Source organism: Alphaproteobacteria bacterium PA2, from assembly GCA_002256425.1.
GTDB lineage: Bacteria > Pseudomonadota > Alphaproteobacteria > Caulobacterales > Caulobacteraceae > Phenylobacterium.
Genome location: NKIZ01000001.1, coordinates 1699402 through 1719376, shown reverse-complemented (window position 1 = coordinate 1719376; position 19975 = coordinate 1699402). Strand labels below are relative to the sequence as shown.

Genomic DNA, 19975 nt, shown 5'->3' with positions numbered 1-19975 from the left:
CCAAGACGGCTGAGGGATCTCTTTGTGTCGCAAACTGCGAAGCGCCTGGACCTATCTAAGCGAGGGTCACAGGCCTTGATCGCAACGGCCTGCTAAAGGGGCTTCAATTTCTCATAGGAAACCGGCGGCGGGCTACCTGACGAAGCAAAGCTCCGCCCGACAGCCCGCCAAACCGTCCTAGAATGCTGCCCGGAGGGTCACGTCAATCGTGCGACCGAAGGGCGAAGCAAGCGCCGGGAAATAGCCCACCGCATTGTCATAGAAGGGGGGCTGCTTGTCGAACACATTGGCCGCTCGGACCTGGATCTGGGCGTTCTTCGTAATGCCAAAGTCAGGCAGCTTGTAGGATGCGCTCAGATCAAAGACCGTGTTGGCTTTCACCTTCTGGTTGGGCGTGATCGAGGTATTGATGAAGCTGCTCACGGTGTTTGCAGTCAGTGACACCGTGTAGGGGTCCAGGTTCCAGACCACGCGGCTCTGGGTCTTCCACTTGGGGGCGAGGAAGGTGCCCAGGGATGAGGTGAATGCCTGGCCATCGCTGACCTGCTGGTCATAGGCCAGCTGACGGTTCGAGTTGACGGTGAAGTTGAACACCCCAAGCTTGTCCGTGCGCAGGGAATAGGCCGCGTCAATGTCCACCCCGGCAATGCGGCGGGCGCCGATGTTGATGGCGTTGGAATTGAAGATCACGTCAAACCCGGTGGTGACCGGTTGCTGCGATGGATAGAGTTTCAGGTAGTCAGCGATCTGGGCGTCGGTCGGATGGATGATCCGGTAGGCCGCGAAAGCCGGGTTGGTGACCACATCCACATTGGTCGCCTTATAGATCAGGTTGGTATAGTCGACCTTGTAGTAGGTGACGCCGACCCGCAGACCGTCGAGGAACGACCATGTTGGGGAATAGTCCACCCCGAAGCTGAAGGTCTTGGCTTCTTCGGGCTCCAGGTCCGGGTTGCCGCCGCCGATATTCAGCACATTGACCGTACCCAGCAACTCATTGGCGAACGGACCCGTTGCAACCCGCAGATTGTAGTTCGAGTTGGTCTGCGGAACCGAGAAGATGCTGGTGATGAGACCGGCGTTCGGCGCCGCGAAGTTGGTGCCATAGCTGCTGTGGACGTTCAGACCCTTGATCGGCGAGTATACGACGCCGACCTTCGGGTTCACCTTACCGCCGTAGGAGTCGTAGTAGTCATAGCGCCCCGAGAGCGAGAGGGTCAGACCGGCAATACCGGGCTTGGCGTTCTCGTCGCTGACCAGGGGCACGTTCACTTCGGTGAAGAGCGCCGCAATGGTGCGGTTGATGTTGTCGTCGCGGACGATGTTGAAGAAGCTGGCGCCCGGGGCCATTGAACCAGCGGTCTGAAGCTGGATCGCCTGATCGCCGCGATAGTCGACGCCGATGGCGGCGCGGACATCCCCGCCAGGAATGGCGAACAGCGGGCCGTCAGCCTTGAACTGAAGTTCCCGCAGACGCTGGCTGGACTTGTTGTTCTGGGTAAAGCCGTTGTTGATCGAAGCCAGTACCGCCGCATTGTTATCCGCAGCCTGACCGAAGGGGTTCAGGGCTGTGGTGAGGGTCGTGCCGTTGGCGGCTTTCTGGGCGTTGATCAGGTCGAGCTCCGGGCTCTCGTTGAAGTCCCGGGTGCGTGACGCATGGGCCATAAGAGTGCCCTTCCAGTCCTTGCCCAGATCAATGTCCAACCCGACCGTCACGCCGGCGAACTCTGCTTGCTGATGGCTGACCGTGCCATCGAAAAGGCCAAGACCGCTGCGAATAACGAACTCACGGGTCTGACCCGCCAGGCCCGGGATCGCCTTGAAGTAGGGATTGGTGTTGGGGACGATCAGGTTCAGGGTCTGACGGCCGCCATAGGCCACAGTCTTGTACATGGAATAGTTGATCTCGGTCCAAAGCTTGACCGTGTCGGTGAGCTGATACTCGCCATTGACCAGGTAGGCGTCCCGCTTGTTGTCGGGAATGATGGTCTGCTGGTTCAGAACGCCGCAACGCTGGTCGAGGACGTTCGTCGACAGGGACGACCACTGATAGGTGGTGCCGGTCGGGCGATTGAGCGAACTGACCGCCCGGATCGTCGGGTTGAGGCAGACGGTGCCGCGAAGGTCGCGACCGCCAACGGAGGTGTGGTTTCCGCCCCGGGCGATGACGGGGATTTCCGTATTCCAGGGGGACTTGGCTTCAGAATGCTCATAGGCAGCCATGATGCTGCCGCGATCAAACTTGTGCCCGCCAAGGATGGCGAAGTCCCGCTTGCTGTAGCGGGAGTCGTTGAAGCCATAGGTCGCCTGGGCTTCGATGCCCTCGACGTTCTTGCGGTAGATGAAGTTCACCACGCCGGCGACAGCGTCCGACCCGTAGATGGCGGAGGCTCCGTCGGCGATGACTTCAACCCTCTGCAGGGCGATGACCGGGATCATCGAGGGATCCGGGAACACCGCCTCGCCGCCGGTCGGCGCGATACGGTGGCCATTGACCAAGGTCAAGGTGGCGTAGATGCCCAGATTGTGGATGTTCGGCTGGAAACCTGCCGTACGGAAGCGGTTGGACGTTGACTGTTCGGCGTTGGCCCCGAAATTCCCCAACTGCGGGATCGACGACAGAAGTTCCTTGGTGTTGGCAGGCGCCTGCAGTGCGATGGCGTCCTTGGTGACCCCGATCAGGGCGGACCCCACGGGAGCGACACCACGAATGCTGGAGCCGGTCACCACGACTTCGTTGAGCACGGTCTCATTTGTGACGGTCTTTTCGGTTTCTGCTGCGCTCGCCATTTGAGGCGCTGTAAGGAGCGCGACAGCTGCGGTCGATGACAGCAGGACGCCACCGAACAGACGGCGTTGAGTGTGAGAGATATTCATTGGTCCTCCCCCGAGGCCCGCGCTTGACGCAGGTGCGATTGTTGAATTCTTTCCGAACTGAAGCCGGAATAGCCCGAGGCAAACTAGGCAGTCCGGGACCGCGCGCCAATGAGGCGCCCCCCCAGAGAAGGCTGCCTATTCTCACCCTTTGAGACTGCGGAGGAGGAATTGGTTGTTTCCGGTCCCCGGGGGAATTGTCAGTGAGGTCAAGTTCGGGAACGGGACCATACGAGGCCTCTGTTCACTGTCCGGCGGAACACCTGAATGTCCATGAATCCGAAACCGTCGTCGCCCCTGGCTACGAGAGCATCGTCACATAAGGCCCTGCTTCATCTGCTTCTGGGACTGGCGATTGCGGCAAGTCTCGCCCCTGCATCCCAGGCGTTCGGGCAGGCATTCGGACAGCCTCCCCTTCCCGGGGCGCGGCAGACGGGTCCCCAGATATACAACGGAGCCTGCGCCAGTTGTCATGGATCGACCCTTGAAGCGCAAACTGCGCCCAGCCTGTTCAGCACCAGACTTCTGGGCCTTACCGACCAGGCCCTCCAGGAACGGATCCGCAACGCCCATCCGACCAGGACCGGTCCGGATATCAGGAGTCTGTACAGCGAAGGCCAGATCTTCCAGATCGCCACCTATCTCAGACTTCAGAAAGCAAACCTCTCGGGACGCCCCCCATTCGCCGCCGATCCGGACGGGCAGGTCATCAAGACAACCAAGCAGGACTTTCGCATTTCCGTTGTCGCCCGCGGCCTGGACACCCCGTGGGCCATGTCCTTCCTGCCAGACGGTGGGCTCCTGGTCACAGAGCGGAGCGGGCGGCTGCGCACCATCAGTCGCGAAGGGGTGCTCTCTCCTGAACCTGTAAAGGGGATGCCCAAGCCCTGGGTCAGGCAGGACGCCGGTTTCATGGATGTGGCGGTTCATCCAGACAACGCGAAGAATGGGTGGATTTATCTTTCCTATGCAGAAGTACTGGCCGGCGCGGAGATCCCGCCGCCGCCCCCCCCGGGGTCCCCGACGAACCGGGCGCCCAGTCCGCCAAGCATGACCGTCCTTGTCCGCGGGCGCATCAGGGACAATACCTGGGTCGACAGTCAGGTGATCTACCGCGCGCCGGCAGCCATCTATTCCGCGTCCAATGTTCACTACGGCTCGCGCTTCATGTTCGATGGGCGCGGCCACGTATTCTTCTCTCTGGGAGAGCGCGGTGACATGCGGAACGCCCAGAACCTGTCGAGCCCCCTTGGCAAGATCCACCGGATCAATGAGGACGGGTCCATTCCCCGGGACAATCCCTTCACGAAAACCCCCGGCGCCCTTGCAAGCATCTGGAGCTATGGGCACCGGAATCCGCAGGGAATGGCCCTTGATCCCGTATCAGGCCTGATGTGGGAGGCGGAGCACGGCCCCACCGGTGGCGATGAAATCAATATCATCCGCAAGGGCCACAACTATGGCTGGGGCGTGACTTCCATGGGCATCCAGCCCGGCATCGAGAAGACTTCAGAGCCGGGAATGGACCCGCCGGTCGCCTATTTCACCCCTACCCTTGCGCCCAGCGGGATCAATTTTGATCTCAACAGGGCTTCGCCCTGGCGAAACAACCTCCTGGTCGCGGCCCTTCTCGGGCAGGAACTCCTTCGATTGGAAGTTCGCGATGGAAAGATCATTGGCCGCGAAGTGCTGTTCAACCAGTTCGGACGGGTTCGCACGGTCGTGAATGGTCCGGACGGTCGGCTTTTTGTCCTTATCCAGAACCCAACCGGCGCAGGCACCGGCCTCAGCCTGTCGGCGCCGACCCCTGGAATGCTGATCCGCCTCGATCCGGTTCGCGCAGTAAAGGGTCAGTAGCCGCTGGAGCGGATCCAGAAGCTCTCCTGCCAGGATCCCCGTGAGGGCACGCTCTGCAAGTCCTTGTAGAGCCCCTTCTGGGCCAGGTTCATGGCATTGGTGATCCCGACCATGGGTTCGAAGGCGACGAAACCGCGTTCCGGAGGCGCCGGCTCGCCGCCTGTGGCGCTGAGGGGGACCGGGGGGCCCTTGCTTACCGGGGGTGGCGGCGCAGCCTGCGGCGCCGTTGACGCCGGACGCGGGGGCGCTGGCGCCTGGGTGGTGTAGACCAGAGCCGTCCTGAATTTGGGGCCCAGGACCACCGACACCTTCTGCCTCGCGCCCGTCACACTGACCGTGGCCCTTCCCCTGGTGTCCCGTTCAAGGTCGGTGAAAATGTCATCGATATCGCGACCGGAAAACCGCTTCAGCGGAACAGAATGGGGATCCGATCCAAAGAAATCCGCTGCGGGCTCTGTCTCGCCGGTAGGAGTCTTGTTCTGCGCCAGTTTCCAGTGGGTGGCGGCAGGGATGTCCAGGGTCCAGTCATCCCGGGCCGAGTCGGTCAGCTGGAAGTACGGGTGGAATCCTATCGACACCGGCATGGGCTCATCGCTGAGGTTGTCTATCCGGGTCCTGACCTCAAGGCCGTCATCCGAAAGCCGATAGGTCATGGTCAGGGTGTGCGCGAACGGAAACTGGGCCATGTAGAGAGGGTTTCGGTAGAAATCGAGCCGGCTGGTGATCCAGGCGCCCTTGCCGTCAGACTTGACCTCCATGACCTTCCAGGCGCTGGCCCCGGAAACATAGCCATGGATCGGGATGGGGCCACGCACGTTGCCGAGACCCAGATCAAACGCATAGCGGCGACCATTGGCGTAGAACGCCGTATCGTCCAGCCGGTTGGCGAAGGGCGCCAGCAGGGGCACGCCATTCAACCCGGGTCTGGCCCGCATTTCGTCCACAGACCTGATCGTCATGCGCAGGACATTGCGGCCATGGACGACCATCTCGTAGGCATTGCTCACGGGCGTGAGAATGGACACCACCGTCTCGCTCCGCCGATCCCTCAGTTGGACCACATCGCCGGTTGTCCGGACGGAATAGCGGGGCGCCTCAGCCGCCATGGCCGGAAGTGAAAGCAGCAGGGCTGAGGCGCAGGCCAGGCGGGCGATCCACGTCATCTGGTGTCTCCTGGAATGAGCTAACGGCAGGGATAACCCGTGCGGTCAGTGACCCTCATAGGGCGTGAAGGACGCACCGGAGTCTGTGACGCTGCCCATGGCCAGTCTTGTGCTCATGGGCGCGCCGACCATGATGGTGCGATGATAGCGCCCCATGGGCGCGTAGACGATGTCGCCCTGGTGGGCATGGACCAGGTCCTTGATGCCTTCTATCCGGACATCCATATCGCCTTCGAGAACATACCAGAACTCTGCCAGGCCGGTATGGAAGTGCCCGATATCCGTGGCGGCTACCGTGGTCGGCGCCGACCGGATGGGCACAGCAAAGCCGCGACTGTCGCGGACGAAGAAGGTATTGCCGCCGCCAGGTGCACGGGGTGGCGGGTTGGCCACCATATCCTTGTCAAAGTCGAGGGCGGTCTTGACCGACGCCGCTGCTGACTGTCCGGGAGCGCCCACATTGACCCTGATCGCCTCGAAACCTGGCGGCGCCGGCGGCGGTTCAGGATTGTCTGCGATGGGGTAGACAATGGCGGCGTCCGCAGTCCGGACTTCAAGGCGGACCGACGGGGTCTGGCTTACGGTCTCCAGGCTGTAGGGCGTCCGCATGGGAATCTGGACAATGAAATCCTTGCTGGCCACAAACGGGTCCTGCCCCTTTATGCTGACCCGGATCTCACCGGAGTGCACGACGAACCAGCTGAGGGTGTCTGCCTGGAAGCTTGTCCGGGTCTTCTTGCCCGGACCCATGGAGACATACTGGTTCTCGAACCAGCGGTCCTTGACCACGGTCTGGGACCAGTCAGGCTTGCCCTTATGGGCTGCGATGATGTCAGCGACATGCCAGACGGGACGATTGGGGCCCTCATAGGGCGCGACTTTTGGCTTGAAGACCCAGGCTGGAATGGTTGGCCGCCCGCCGCCCGCCGCAGGCGCCGTCTGAGCGGAAGCCGGTGACGCCGCCAGGATCGAAAACAGGGCAGCCAGGGTGATGGCGCCAGTGGCATGGATCCGGGTCATGGGAAGGTTCCAGTTCGATCGAAATCGCGAGACCCCATCTCGGCGCAGATGGGGGGCGCCGCCAAGGTCCATCAGGAGGCGGTAGCACGGACGGTCTCAGCAGATGAGAGAGACGAGTTAAGGTGGACCACCGACCTATATGTCCACAGCTCTGAAAGGTGTGAGCATGGGCCGACAGAAAATCCACTTGTCAAAGTGACTGCAAACGATTTCAGTAACAGCAAGAATTATAACATCAGGGAGGGTATCGTCGTGGCGACGCCCAGGAATCAATCGGTCTTCAAGGCCTTTGCCATGCTGAAGGCTTTCAGGGACCCGGAAGAGTGGCTGACCAGCTCGGAGCTGAGCCGTCGCTCCAACCTGCCGGAGGCATCGGGCTATCGTCTGATCCAGACCCTCGTGGAAATCGGGGCGGTCGTCAGAGGCCCACGGGGGCGCTATCGTCCGGGCATGCTGCTGGTTTCCCTGTCCCAGAATGTCATGATCGCGGACCTCCTGCGGGATGCCGGACAGAAAGTCGCCAATGAACTTTCAGAACGTCTCGACGCAACGGTCCATGTCGGCGTCCTTGAGCGGGGCATGGTCACCTATGCGGTCAAGGCTGCGACCCCAACATCCTTCCCGACCCAGACGCGAGCCGGCGCCCAATTGGAGGCCTATTGCTCCGGACTCGGCAAGGTACTGCTGGCTGGCCTGCCCAGTGATCAGGTCGACGCCATCATCTGCGATGGCGACCTGATCGCCCTGACTCCTTATACGATCACCGACGAGCGGGAACTCCGCGCTCACCTCAATCAGGTCCGTATCCAGGGGTGGGCGATTGATGACCGGGAGTTCCATTCCGAAATGATCTGCATCGCCGCTCCTGTTCGCGATGAACAGGGACGGGCTGTCGCCGCCATTTCCATCAGCGATGCTGCAGAGGCCATGACCCAGGAACGGCAGGCATTCCTTCGGGATGAACTCACCCGGGCGGCGGCAGCCATCGCCGACAAGGTTTGTCCCGGAGGCGCCCGCCCCCCGATTGGCGCTCCCCACCTTCGGGCCGTGATGGGCGGCAAGCAGGCGGCATAGGACCAGAGGATCAGTGATCATGAGTAAGAGCGAAGGCGCATCTCTGCGCCAGTCACTGGCGGTCGAGATCGACGCTGCCTGGCGGACTCGTACGCCATTGCCTCCCCTGACCGAGACCCATCCCGATCTCACCCCTGCTGACGCCTATGAAATCCAGAGTAACTGGTCGGCCCTGCGCCTGGCCGGCGGCGAGAAAATCATCGGGCGGAAGATCGGTCTGACAAACCCGGCGATCCAGCAACAGCTTGGGGTGAATGAGCCCGACTATGGGGCCCTGTGGGCCTCCAGCTTCTATCCCGTTCACCAGGGACGCGCGGATGTGCCGCTTTCTGACTTTCTCCAGCCGCGGGTTGAAGGCGAGATCGCCTTCCGGTTCGGCCGCGCCCTCCATGGCGGGGCCGTGACTGCCGAGGATGTACTGGCCGCGACCGACGCGTGCGCCCTGGCCGTGGAGATCGTCGACAGCCGCATAGCCGACTGGAAGATCAAGCTGGTGGACACCATCGCCGACAATGCGTCGTATGGCGGCTTCGTGGTTGGCCCCTGGGACTCAGGTCTTGTGCGGGCAGACATGCCAGCTCTGGCCATGCGGGTTCACCAGAATGGTGAACTGGCGGCAGAAGGGCTGGGTTCAGCCGTTCTGGGTCATCCAGCCACGTCCGCGGCCTGGCTGGTCAACAAGTTGTCGGAGTTCGGGGTCGGCCTGAATGAAGGCGACATCGTGATCTCGGGCGCTATTACCCGCATGCTCCCGGCCAATGCGGGGGACATGTTTACCTTCTCTCTTACCGGCCAGCCTGACCTGACGCTCGCCTTCAACTGAGGGCGCGACAGGTCCTGGCGTCATGGCTTCTTTGACGGCTGGGCGGCGGGACCGGCGGCCGGTTGGGCCGGCGCGGTTCCGACATGGGCGTTGAGATAGTCCAGAATCTCGGTCCGCTTGCCGTCGCTGAGGGTAAGGCCAAAGCCCACCATGCGATCCACGATGTCGACCCACTCATCCGGGGTGCGCTTTTGACCGACCGCCGTGCCAAGGTCGTGACACTGGGTGCAGGATTCCTGAATAGCGACCTTTGCGGGCCCCTCCGGCAGGGCGTCCTGGGCGACGGATGTCGATGACAGCACCAGCGCGAGGGCGAAGGCCGGAACTGCGGCGGCAGAATGAACAAGACGCATTGGAAATTCCCGTGGCGTGAGGGAGCCAGAGGTCAGTAAACAACCTCCAACCTGAACGGCGGATTTACGAAGCCTTTTCGGCGTTCATGAGGTCCAGGGCGACATCGACGATCATGTCTTCCTGACCGCCCACCATGCGGCGCCGTCCCAATTCGACCAGTATCTTCCGGGTATCTACGCCATATTCCTGGCTGGCCTTTTCGGCGTGGCGCAGGAAGGAGGAGTATACCCCTGCATAGCCGAGGCTCAGGGTCTCACGGTCGACGCGGACCGGCCGGTCCTGAAGCGGTCGAACCAGATCTTCGGCTGCATCCATGAGCTTGTAGAGATCACAGCCGTGCACCCAGTTCCGCCGATCCACCGCAGCGATAAAGACCTCCAGGGGCGCATTGCCCGCCCCTGCGCCCATGCCGGCGAGGGAGGCGTCTATGCGGCGCGCGCCGGACTGGGCGCCGACCATGGAGTTGGCGACCCCCAGAGATAGATTGTGGTGAGCATGAATACCGCGTTCGGTTTCAGGGCGCAGGACGGCGTCATAGGCCTCAAGCCTTGCACGATAGCCATCCATGTCCAGAGCGCCGCCGGAGTCGGTCACGTAGACACAATGAGCGCCGTAATCCTCCATCTTCTTCGCCTGCACCGCCAGGGCCTGTGGCTCGGACATGTGACTCATCATCAGGAAACCTGAGACGTCCATGCCAAGCTTGCGGGCGAAGCCAATGTGTTGAGCCGCAATGTCGGCCTCGGTGCAATGGGTGGCGACACGCACAGACGCAACGCCCAGATCATGTGCCCGGTGCAGGTCTTCCACCGTGCCTATGCCAGGCAGCAGAAGGGTGGTGAGCTTGGCGCGCTTGATGACCTTGCCGACCGCTTCGATCCAGTCCCAGTCCGTGTGGGCGCCAAATCCGTAATTGAAGGAAGATCCAGAAAGGCCGTCGCCATGTGCCACCTCGATGGCGTCAACTCCGCCCTCATCGAGGGCGAGGGCGATGGCCGCCACATGCTCGGTCGAATACTTGTGCCTTATGGCGTGCATGCCGTCCCGAAGGGTGACGTCCTGGATGTACAGCTTGTCGACTGTCGGATCAAACATGGTCAGGCCGCCATGGGCGCGAGCTTGCGCACTGCAATTTTCTCGGCCGTGCGCAGGGCCGCGGAGGTCATGATATCCAGGTTGCCGGCATAGGCTGGCAGGTAGTGGGCGGCGCCTTCGACCTCAAGAAGCACCGTCGCCTTGATGCCTTCAAACTCACCATAGCCCGGGATGCGGACGGGATCGTTCGCACCGAACCGTTCGAACTGGATTTGCTGCTTCAAGCGATAACCCGGGACGTAGGTCTGCACCTTCTCGATCTGGGCGTGGATGGCGGAACGGATCTGATCTTCCGTGGCGCCCGAAGACAGGGTGAAGACCGTGTCGCGCATGATCATCGGTGGCTCGGCAGGATTGAGGACGATGATCGCCTTTCCCTTGCGGGCTCCGCCGACAGTCTCAATGCCCCTGGATGTCGTCTCGGTAAACTCGTCGATATTGGCCCGGGTGCCCGGGCCCGCAGACTTGGACGCAATTGACGCCACGATTTCTGCATAGTGGACGGTTGCGACGCTGCTGACCGCCGCAACGATGGGTATGGTCGCCTGTCCGCCGCAGGTGACCATGTTGAGGTTGGGAGCATCGAGGTGATCGTCCCCGTTCACCACCGGCACCACATACGGCCCGATAGCCGCTGGCGTCAGATCGATGATCACCTTGCCGGCCGCCCCACAGATCTCGGCGTTCTTCGGGTGGGCGCCTGCGCTGGTGGCGTCGAAAACGATCCCGATCTCCGGCCAGACCGGAAGACGGGTAAGTCCCTCGACACCATCAGACGTAGTGGCGACGCCCAGCTTTTCCGCGCGGCGCAGGCCATCACTGTCAGGGTCTATGCCCACCAGGGCGCCCATCTGCAGGACTTTGGAATTGCGCAGGACCTTGATCATGAGGTCCGTGCCGATATTGCCCGAGCCGATGATCGCAACCTTCAGGCGATTGTCATGGATTACGGCCAAAGGCTCCGCCCTAATTCTGCTGCTAGTATGGGAAACCGTTAAACAGAGGCGGGCCTCAAAACTCAAACCTCGACTTCTACCCCTCTCTCACAGAGTGAATGAAGGCACAGGGCCCCGTCGCCCCCCTGCTTTGCAACAGATCAGAAGGGGCCCTAATCGCAGTGACAAGGCGGAGGAAACAACATGAAAGCCAAAATCTGGCTGGGTCTGGGACTTGCTGCGATATCGACAACTGCGGCCTGCACGCTGGCTTTCGCCCAGCCGGCGGCTCAGCCTGAAAAGCCTGATCCGACCCACATCCCTTTCATCCTGCCTGCGGACATTCCATGGACTGGCACGGTGGGGCGGCAGCAGCAGTTCAAGATCTTTGGAGATCCCGCGAAGCCGGGCCCCTATGTCCTTCTGATGAAGTGGTATCCAGGCGCTTTCAGCCGACCGCACTATCACGAGAAGACCCGCTACATCACCGTAATTTCCGGCACATGGTGGGTCAGCTCCAGCAATCGCTATGACCCCTCAAAGACCTATCCCCTCCCCGCCGGGACCGTGGTGCGCGATGAGCCCATGACGGTTCATTGGGATGGGGCAAAGGACGCACCGGTCATCCTCGAGATATCTGGCGAGGGACCTTCACCGAACATCAATGTGGGCGAGGACGGCAAACCCCTCCCGCCCAGAACACCCAGCGCCCCAAGCGCCCCGCGCCCGGAGTAATTCAAATGAGAAATTCGATGATCCGTCGCCTGATGGTCGGCGCCGCGCTTTCGCTGGTCGCCGGTCTCGCAACTGCCCAGCAGGCGCCTGGCGGCGGCCAGGGCGGGGCTCAGGGAGACTATAACATCTCGGCGCGATCAGACGCCGACAAGGCCCTGCCCAATCCCTACGCCCGGGACGAAACCTATTTCAGGATTCCGAAGACGATGAACCTGGGCGGAACCAGCGGCATCGATTTCGACCATGATGGCAAGTCGATCTGGATCGCCCAGCGTTGTGGCGGCCAGGATTACTGCATCGGATCTGACGCTGACCCCATCTGGAAGTTCGACGGCCAGGGTCGCCTCGTCAAACACTTCGGCAAGGGACTGATCACATATCCCCACGGGCTGCATGTGGATCGGGACGGCGCCATATGGGTCACCGACGTTCGAACAAACACCCACGAGCAACAGGGACAGTCCGCAAAGCGAATTCCCGGAGCCAAGCCGAATGGCGCCCAGGTGGTGAAATTCAGCCCGGACGGAAAGGTGCTCCTGCGCCTTGGGGTCCAGGGTGAGTACGGAACCGACAGCGCCCACCTCTCCCAACCTTCCGCGGTGATCACGGCGCCGAACGGCGACATCTTCGTGGCCGATGGCCATGACAGCGCCCCTTCGAACAACCGGATCGTGCGCTATGACCGGACCGGTAAATTCATCAAGGCCTGGGGCGGACCGGAGGACATGAACTGCCCCCACGCACTGGCCATGGACTCACAGGGGCGCCTCTTCGTCGCAGACCGGGGCAACAACCGGATCCTGATCTACGATCAGGACGGCAAGCTGCTGGACACCTGGAAACAATTCGGCAAGCCCAGCGGCCTGTTCATCGACAAGGACGACATCCTCTATTCTGCGGACTCCCAGTCCGGCATTCGCCAACAGAACGCCTATATCCGCGGCGTCCATGTCGGTAGTGCGAAGACCGGCAAGGTGACCGCCTTCATTCCCGATCCCCTCGGAAATCCGACCCCCTGGTTCCCCCTGCGTGGAACCACCGGCGCTGAGGGCATAGTGGCCGGGAATGGCGCGATCTATGTTTCGCAGGTAACCCCGCCCGGCCTTGCGAAATATACCCTGAAATAGGGCTTTTTTCTCACCTGTTGAGACAGGCGGGGCGCTTATGCGGGTCCCTCGCCTGTCGTCGGCAGGCCGATCTGCCTAGTCTGTTTTCCAGAAGCGGCGGCAAAGCCGCAGGCCAAAGGGAGATGGGACATGGACGCTGTCGAGTCTAAGCCGAGGGGTAGCAGCGAGCTTTACGCCTGGGTGGTTTTGCTGGCCGCATTCCTATGCTTCGGCGTGGTGTTCGGCACAGTCACCTACGCCTTCACGATCTTCGTCAATCCGATCGCCAAGGCCTTCAATATCTCACCGACACGGGTGGTGCTCGGCTTTACCCTGGTGAACATTGGAACAGGTGTCCTGGGCATTTTCGCCGGTCGACTCCTGGCCCGGTTCCCTATCCGCAATGTGATGGTCGGTGGCCTGCTGGCGCTTTCCGCAGGCTTCTTCGCCCTGTCTCATGTTACTGCAATCTGGCAGTTCTATCTGGTCTACAGCCTGATTGTCGCCTTCGGCGCCGCCATTGTGGCCCCCATGGGCGCCTCGTCAGTGGTCGCGAACTGGTTTGCGACCAATCGTGGCCGCGCCCTGACCATCGCCACTCTGGGCACATCCTTTGGCCAGCTCCTGATCCCGCCCTTTGCGGCCCAGATGATCGAGTCCGGCGGATGGCCGAGCGCCTATCGCGCCTTCGCCATGATCCTTCTGGCTGTCGCCGTGCCGGTTGGCCTGATCCTGGTTGATCACCCATCAACACGTGACCACAAGGCGGACGCCGCATCACCGGAAGCGACGGTCGAGCCTGCAGCGATCCTGTCCAACCGTGAAATCCTGGGTCGCTCGGACTTCTGGATCATCCTGTTCAGCTATCTCATGACGGTCATTGTCTATCTGGGCCTGGTGGCGACGATCGTGCCCTATGCGCGGACATTCGGCGTGTCCCCGGTTCAGGCAGCGCAACTAACAGCCACCATGGGTATCGCCGCCATTGTCGGAAAGATCGGCTTTGCAACCTTCACCGACAGGATGGGTCTGAGAAACACCTTCTGGATCGCCATAAGCCTCAACCTTGTGGCCCTCGTGCTTATGCTGACCGTCCCCGGCTACTCCATCCTCATCGCCGCAAGCGCGATGATCGGGGGATCAGCAGGTGGGGTCCTGCCGGTCTGGCCGGGCTTGGTGGCTTTCCGGTTCGGCCCCCGCGCCCTGCCCCAGGTCATGGGTCTCATGAGCCCGATCGTCATCAGTCTGCAGGGCTTCGGCGCCCCCCTGGTGACAGGCATGCACTTCCACGGAGCCTTCCCCTATCTGATCGCATCCCTGGTGGTGTCGGCCTTCCTGTCGCGCAACCTGTCCAAGGCGGCTGCCTGATCGTCATGTGGCGCACATTTGCAGGGCTTTTGGGCTTGCTGGCCCTGGCTGGGGGGGCTGTCGCCCAGGCGCCCCAGCCGGCTCCTGCCTCAATCCCTGCCCCGGCCCGACCCTTCGAGGTCATCCGGCTTGATCCAGGCTTTGACCGGCTGATAGCGCCCGACACAAAACTCGAGACCATCGCCGTCATTCCGGGCTTCAGCGGAGAAGGGCCACTTTGGCGCAACGGCAAGCTCCTGGTCTCCGATCAGAAGAACGGTCCGATCTACGAGGTCAGCCTCGACGGGACCTTCCGGTTGCTGCTGGACAAGGCAAGCGGTCGGATCGACCCGGCTTCCCGGGTCAACCAGGGCCCAACCAGCCTGGCGATCTGGAAATCCGGTGAGATCCTGATCGCCAGACAGGCCGCCCGCGACATCGGTGTCCTCTCGCGGGACGGCACAGCAAGATCGATGGTTCCAGGCCTCGATGGCAAGCGGTTCAACAGCCCCAATGACATCACTGTCGGAAGGGACGGGAGCGTCTGGTTTACTGACCCGCCCTTTGGCCTTCCCAGTTTCGACCGGACTCCAGGCGCCCCGCCGCCACCCGACAAGGACATCCCTTTCAATGGTGTTTTCCGGTGGAAGGACGGCAAGGTTGAAGCCGTCATTACCGATATGACCATGCCGAACGGGATCGGGCTCTCTCCGGATGGAAAGACGCTCTATGTCGCGAACAGCATACCTCAAATGTACATCCGCGCTTATGATGTCCGGCGCGACGGAACCCTGTCGAACCAGAGGGATTTCGCGCGCTTTGCTACGAATTCACCCATGGGCCGGGGCGTTCCTGATGGGCTGAAGGTGGACGCCCGGGGCAATGTCTGGACGACAGGGCCGGGGGGGATCATCGTCCTCGCGCCAGACGGGCGCATGCTCGGGCGTATCCAGACGCCAGCCATGACCAGCAATATTGCCTTTGGAGAGGATGGACGGAGCCTGTTCCTGACCTCCGGGGTCAACATCTATCGAATTCGCACCCTGACCAGGGGCCAGTCTCCGCCATTTGCGCCGCGCTAGGCATACTGGAAAACCAATGAGGAATCCCATGGCCAAATCCCGAGCATTCGCCTTGCAGGCCGGTTTAGCAGCAGCAGCCGTGCTGGCGGCAGGCGGACTGGCGGGCGCAGCAGCGGTAACCCGCGGCGGCGATGTCGGATGGGCCTATAATGGCGGACAGGGTCAGGATCACTATTCGCCACTGGCCCAGATCACCAAGTCGAATGTCGGCGGACTGAAGCCGGTATGGAGCTTCCCGCTTGAACCTGGCGCACTTCAGGGCCAGCCCATGGTCCTGGGCCGGACCCTTTACGCAACAACCCCAACCCAGAGACTGCTTGCACTGGACGCAGTTACAGGCGCCCTGAAATGGGAGTTTGACCCCAAGATTCCCGGCGGACAGCCAATCCGCGGCCTTACGAGCTGGAGCGACGGCAAGTCCACCCGCCTGGTTTTCTCGAACCAGAACATGATCTTCCTGATCGATCCGGCTACAGGCAAGCCAGATGCCCGCTTTGGCGATGGCGGACATATCGACCTGCGTGAAAACCTGCGCGGCAAGGCCGAGGACAATGTCTTCTTCCTGACCTCGCCGGCCCAGGTCTACCGTGACCTCATCATCGTAGGCGGGGGACGTGTAGCAGAGACCCTACCCGCCTCTCCCAGCCCGGCCCGCGCCTACAACGTCAGGACCGGCAAGCTGGTCTGGACCTTCCACACCATTCCCCATGAGGGTCAGCCGGGCGCAGATACCTGGCCCAGGGACGCCTGGAAGACCCAGGGTGGCGCCAATGCCTGGCAAGGGACGACCATCGACATCAAGCGGGGGATTGTCTTCATCAATACCGGCTCGCCGTCCGAGGACTTCTATGGCGCCGACCGGATTGGCAGCAACCGGTTCGCCAACTCGACCATCGCCCTGGACGCCAATACCGGAAGGCGTCTGTGGGACTTCCAGCAGGTGCACCACGACCTGTGGGATTCGGACTCAACGTCCGCACCCCTCCTGATGAGCGTCAAGCGAAACGGCAAGACCCAGGATATCGTGGTCGCAACCAACAAGCACAGCCTGGTCTATGCCTTTGATCGCGTCAGCGGAAAGGCCCTCTGGCCGATCAGGGAAACCCCCTTCCCGGCCAGTACGGTCCCCGGCGAACAGGCCTGGCCAACCCAGCCGATCCCCACCATGCCCCGGCCGCTTTCCCGCACCAGCATCAGCCCTGCGGATCTGACCGATCGCTCCCCCGAGGCCGCAGCCCGAGCAAGAAGAGCCTACGGAGCCCTCGCGGGCGGCGGCAGGCATTTCGTCCCGCTCAGCATCGACAAGGAGACCCTTGTGGCGCCTGGTTTTGCAGGGGGCCCTTCCCTTTTCGGCCTGGCTGCTGACCAGAGTGGCGTTCTCTACGCCAGTTCGGCAAATGGGTCGTCGATTTCTGGACTGGTGGACTACACCAAGATGCGCGCAGCGGGCATTGGCGAAAACGCCTATCTGACCAGCTGTTCGTCCTGCCACGGCCGCGATCGCAGCGGCAATCCGCCGGAATTCCCGGGGGTTGCAGATCTGAAGGGCCGCATGACCGAGGCCGAAATCGCCGAAGTGATCCGCAAGGGCCGGGGACGCATGCCGCCCTTTGCAAGCCTGCCCCAATCCACCCTGGACAATCTGGTCTCCTACCTCACCACCGGCGCAGACCTGCCAGGAACCGAGCCGCCGCCTCTCCGCAAGCCCGGAGTTGGCGAGGGGGCCGGATCTTCGCGATACGTCTTCACCGGCTACAGATCGTTCGTGGATCCCACGGGGCAGTCCTATCTGAAGGGGCCGCTTGCAACCCTGAACGCCATCGACATGAATACGGGGGCCTACATCTGGACCGTGCCCTTCACCATGGGAGGCGGCCCCCTGGTCACGGGCGGCGGACTTCTGCTCATCAGCAGCGGCCCCAAACTGCAGGCCTATGACAAGACAAACGGAAAACTGGTCTGGGAAACAACCCTACCCGGCTTCGGGACAACGCCGATCACCTACATGATCGGCGGGAAGCAGTATGTGGCGGTCGCAACTGGATCGCCGCGAGGACGGCAGGCCGCCAATGCCGGCCCCCAGAAGCCAGGCGCTTATGTGGTTTACGCCCTGCCGGACTAGTCAGACGTTCATTGGGTGAGAGGACACAGCCCCTACCGGTTCCCGCTGCTTTGACGCCGGGAACCGGCTGATCCACCAATTGGCAATCCCTAACAGGAAGACAAAGACATGAAGGCGATCAGTCGGCGGGGGCTCCTCGCGTCAACCACGGCGTTCCTGGCGTTCGGCGCGGTTTCAGCCCGGGCCCAGGTCGCCCGCGACACGGACTGGCTGAACTACGCCAACGATCTTGCAGCCAGCCGGTACTCGCCGCTGTCCCAGATCAATGCAGAAAACTTCAATGACCTTGAGGTGGCCTGGCGGTTCAACACCAACGCCTTCGGGGCCACGCTGGATGCCTATTACAACTGCACACCCCTGATTTCGAAGGGTCGGCTGTTCGCCACGGCAGGAACCGGACGCTACTGCGTCGCCCTCGACGGCGCCACGGGTCAGCTCCTCTGGAGTTACCGCCATGACGAAAAGGGTCGCGCCGGATCCCGAGCGGGCTCGGGCTTCGGCCTGTCCTTCTGGACCGACGGCGACAAGGAGCGGGTCCTATATGTGACCCGCAGCTATCAGCTGATTTCACTGGACGCCCGGACCGGGCTCCCCGACCCGAAGTTCGGGGTCAATGGCGAAGTGGACCTGCGTCTGGACTGGGATCAGGAAATCGACCTCAAGCGCAGCGTGGTCGGCCTGCACGCTCCGCCCCTGGTGATCGGAAACACCATTGTGGTCGGTACGGCGCCGACGGCGGCGGCGAAGGCCTATGTGCGCGGCTTCGACGCTGTCACCGGCAAGCGGAAGTGGATCTTCCACACCATCCCGATGAAGGGTGAGTTCGGCTACGACACATGGAAGCCAGGCCAGGCTGAGACCGCTGGCAATACTGGCGTCTGGTCGCCCATGTCGGCTGACCCCGAGCTGGGCCTTGTCTATCTGCCCGTGGAGACTCCGCCGACTGACCTCGTGGGTGTAACCCGGATCGGCGACACCCTGTTCTCTGAAGCCCTGGTTGCCGTTGATGTCGAAACCGGCCAGCGTCGCTGGCACTACCAGACCATTCACCATGGCGTATGGGACACAGACCTGCCCGCCGCAGCAATCCTTTGCGACATCCCCGTGGGCGGAAAGATCGTCAAGGCCCTGGCCCAGCCCAGCAAACAGGGCTTCCTGTATGTTCTTGATCGGGTCACGGGCAAACCGATCTGGCCTATCCCGGAACGCAAGGTCCCCAAGGGCGATGCGCCGGGCGAGGTCTACGCCCCGACCCAGCCCATTCCCTCCAAGCCGCCGCCCTTCGAGCGCCAGGGCGTCATGCCTGACGACCTCATCGACTGGACGCCCGAGATCAAGGCCCGGGCCCTTGAGATCGCCAGCCATTACAAAATGGGGCCCCTCTACACGCCGCCAGCCTTTGTGACCAAGGGCAAGGATCCCTGGGGAACCCTCTACACGCCGGCGACCCAGGGCGGCGCCAACTGGCCGGGCGGCTCCTATGACCCCGAAACGTCGACGGTCTATATTTATTCGAAGACGGCGCTCGAGGCGCTTAGTGTCTCGCTGAATGATGACGGCAAACTCGTTCAGAAAATCAATGGCGTACCTCCAATTGCTGATGCTGATGGCGGTACCTTTGGCGGCACGGCGAGCCTGAAAGGCGGAGCCAGCGGACGCGGAACGCCACAGCCTGGGGTCAAGGATGGATTGAATGATCCAATCACGCCCGGCCTGCTTTCCATTGGCGGCCTTCCCCTGCTGAAGCCGCCCTACGGCCGGATCACCGCCATTGATCTCAAGACGGGGACCAAGGCCTGGCAGGTTGCCCATGGCGAGACCCCGGACTTCATCCGCAACAACCCCCTGCTCAAGGGCGTCACAATACCGCGGACTGGCCAGGGCGGCATTCTCGGCGTTCTGACCACCAAATCCCTGGTCATCTGCGGCGACTGTGGCCTCTTCACCGATGAGAAGGGAAGGAAGGCCGGACGCCTGCGGGCCTATGACAAGGCGACAGGCCGCGAGGTCGGCGCCGTCTTCATGGAGAAGGCCCAGACCGGCGCGCCGATGACCTATATGCTCGGAGGAAGGCAGTTCATCGCCTTCGCAATGGGCGGATCGCGCGGCGCAGACCTGATTGCCTATGCTTTGCCCGATCGCAACGCAGCGCCAGCTTCGCGCCGTCAGGTTGACCCGCTATAGGCGCCAAGTCTCTCCTCAGACCACTGGGTGCTGTGATTTCAAAATCAGGCGGACCTGACCGCCCGACTCCGTTGGGCTGGGTAAACAGACGGTCGCGCCACACCTTGGGCGCGGCGCTGGTTTTCCTGGCGCTTGTCCTTGGATCAGCACACGGCGCGGCAGGTCAAACGACTGCCGGACCGGACGCAGCCAGGGCTGGAACGG

15 protein-coding genes and 1 pseudogene are annotated in these 19975 nt (G+C 62.2%); 10 read left to right on the top strand and 6 right to left on the bottom strand.

Annotation, left to right across the window (positions count from 1 at the left end):
- Nucleotides 1-177: 177 nt before the first annotated feature.
- Nucleotides 178-2877 carry a hypothetical protein gene (locus tag CFE28_08220; protein ID OYU69983.1) on the bottom strand — a complete coding sequence of 900 codons (2700 nt, stop codon included), beginning with the start codon at nt 2875-2877 and terminating at the stop codon, nt 178-180.
- Between the two features lie 264 nt (nt 2878-3141).
- On the opposite strand from CFE28_08220, the gene CFE28_08215 reads away from it, so the two are divergent.
- Nucleotides 3142-4731, top strand: a complete 1590-nt coding sequence (locus tag CFE28_08215) for a glucose sorbosone dehydrogenase (protein OYU69982.1) — start codon at nt 3142-3144, stop codon at nt 4729-4731.
- On the opposite strand, the gene CFE28_08210 is transcribed toward CFE28_08215, so the two are convergent.
- Nucleotides 4725-5894 (bottom strand): hypothetical protein, encoded by a 1170-nt coding sequence (locus CFE28_08210; protein ID OYU69981.1) that lies wholly within the window; start codon nt 5892-5894, stop codon nt 4725-4727. The genes CFE28_08215 and CFE28_08210 overlap by 7 nt on opposite strands.
- A 45-nt stretch (nt 5895-5939) precedes the next feature.
- Complete coding sequence (locus tag CFE28_08205; GenBank protein ID OYU69980.1) at nt 5940-6986, bottom strand: hypothetical protein; 1047 nt, start codon at nt 6984-6986, stop codon at nt 5940-5942.
- On the opposite strand from CFE28_08205, the pseudogene CFE28_08200 reads away from it, so the two are divergent.
- The 3 genes and pseudogenes from CFE28_08200 (at nt 6900) to CFE28_08190 (ending at nt 8811) form a co-directional block, all read left to right on the top strand.
- A pseudogene (locus tag CFE28_08200) lies at nt 6900-7337 on the top strand (hypothetical protein). The gene CFE28_08205 and the pseudogene CFE28_08200 overlap by 87 nt on opposite strands.
- A gap of 27 nt (nt 7338-7364) precedes the next feature.
- The gene (locus CFE28_08195; GenBank protein OYU71619.1) at nt 7365-7988 is read left to right on the top strand and encodes a hypothetical protein; all 624 of its coding nucleotides are present in this window, start codon (nt 7365-7367) and stop codon (nt 7986-7988) included.
- Between the two features lie 19 nt (nt 7989-8007).
- Entirely contained in the window at nt 8008-8811 is an 804-nt protein-coding gene (locus CFE28_08190; protein ID OYU69979.1) for a 2-hydroxypenta-2,4-dienoate hydratase, read from the top strand.
- A 20-nt stretch (nt 8812-8831) separates the two neighbouring features.
- On the opposite strand, the gene CFE28_08185 is transcribed toward CFE28_08190, so the two are convergent.
- The 3 genes from CFE28_08185 to CFE28_08175 form a co-directional block, all read right to left on the bottom strand.
- Nucleotides 8832-9164, bottom strand: coding sequence for a hypothetical protein (locus tag CFE28_08185; GenBank protein ID OYU69978.1), 333 nt, complete (start codon nt 9162-9164; stop codon nt 8832-8834).
- Between the two features lie 64 nt (nt 9165-9228).
- A complete protein-coding gene (gene dmpG, locus CFE28_08180; protein ID OYU69977.1) occupies nt 9229-10260 on the bottom strand; it encodes a 4-hydroxy-2-oxovalerate aldolase in 1032 nt (343 codons plus the stop codon).
- A gap of 2 nt (nt 10261-10262) precedes the next feature.
- On the bottom strand, nt 10263-11207 hold the full coding sequence (locus CFE28_08175) for an acetaldehyde dehydrogenase (acetylating) (GenBank protein OYU71618.1): 945 nt from the start codon (nt 11205-11207) through the stop codon (nt 10263-10265).
- 192 nt (nt 11208-11399) lie between these two features.
- On the opposite strand from CFE28_08175, the gene CFE28_08170 reads away from it, so the two are divergent.
- From CFE28_08170 to CFE28_08145, 6 genes are all read left to right on the top strand, one after another.
- A complete protein-coding gene (locus CFE28_08170) occupies nt 11400-11930 on the top strand; it encodes a hypothetical protein (protein ID OYU69976.1) in 531 nt (176 codons plus the stop codon).
- Between the two features lie 32 nt (nt 11931-11962).
- Nucleotides 11963-13057: a hypothetical protein gene (locus CFE28_08165; protein OYU71617.1), complete on the top strand. Its 1095-nt coding sequence runs from the start codon at nt 11963-11965 to the stop codon at nt 13055-13057.
- A 129-nt stretch (nt 13058-13186) separates the two neighbouring features.
- On the top strand, nt 13187-14404 hold the full coding sequence (locus tag CFE28_08160) for a hypothetical protein (GenBank protein OYU69975.1): 1218 nt from the start codon (nt 13187-13189) through the stop codon (nt 14402-14404).
- 5 nt (nt 14405-14409) lie between these two features.
- Nucleotides 14410-15465 carry a gluconolactonase gene (locus CFE28_08155; protein ID OYU69974.1) on the top strand — a complete coding sequence of 352 codons (1056 nt, stop codon included), beginning with the start codon at nt 14410-14412 and terminating at the stop codon, nt 15463-15465.
- Between the two features lie 16 nt (nt 15466-15481).
- Nucleotides 15482-17587 (top strand): quinoprotein glucose dehydrogenase, encoded by a 2106-nt coding sequence (locus CFE28_08150; GenBank protein ID OYU69973.1) that lies wholly within the window; start codon nt 15482-15484, stop codon nt 17585-17587.
- Between the two features lie 108 nt (nt 17588-17695).
- Nucleotides 17696-19771, top strand: coding sequence for a quinoprotein glucose dehydrogenase (locus CFE28_08145; protein ID OYU69972.1), 2076 nt, complete (start codon nt 17696-17698; stop codon nt 19769-19771).
- The last annotated feature ends 204 nt before the right edge of the window (nt 19772-19975 follow it).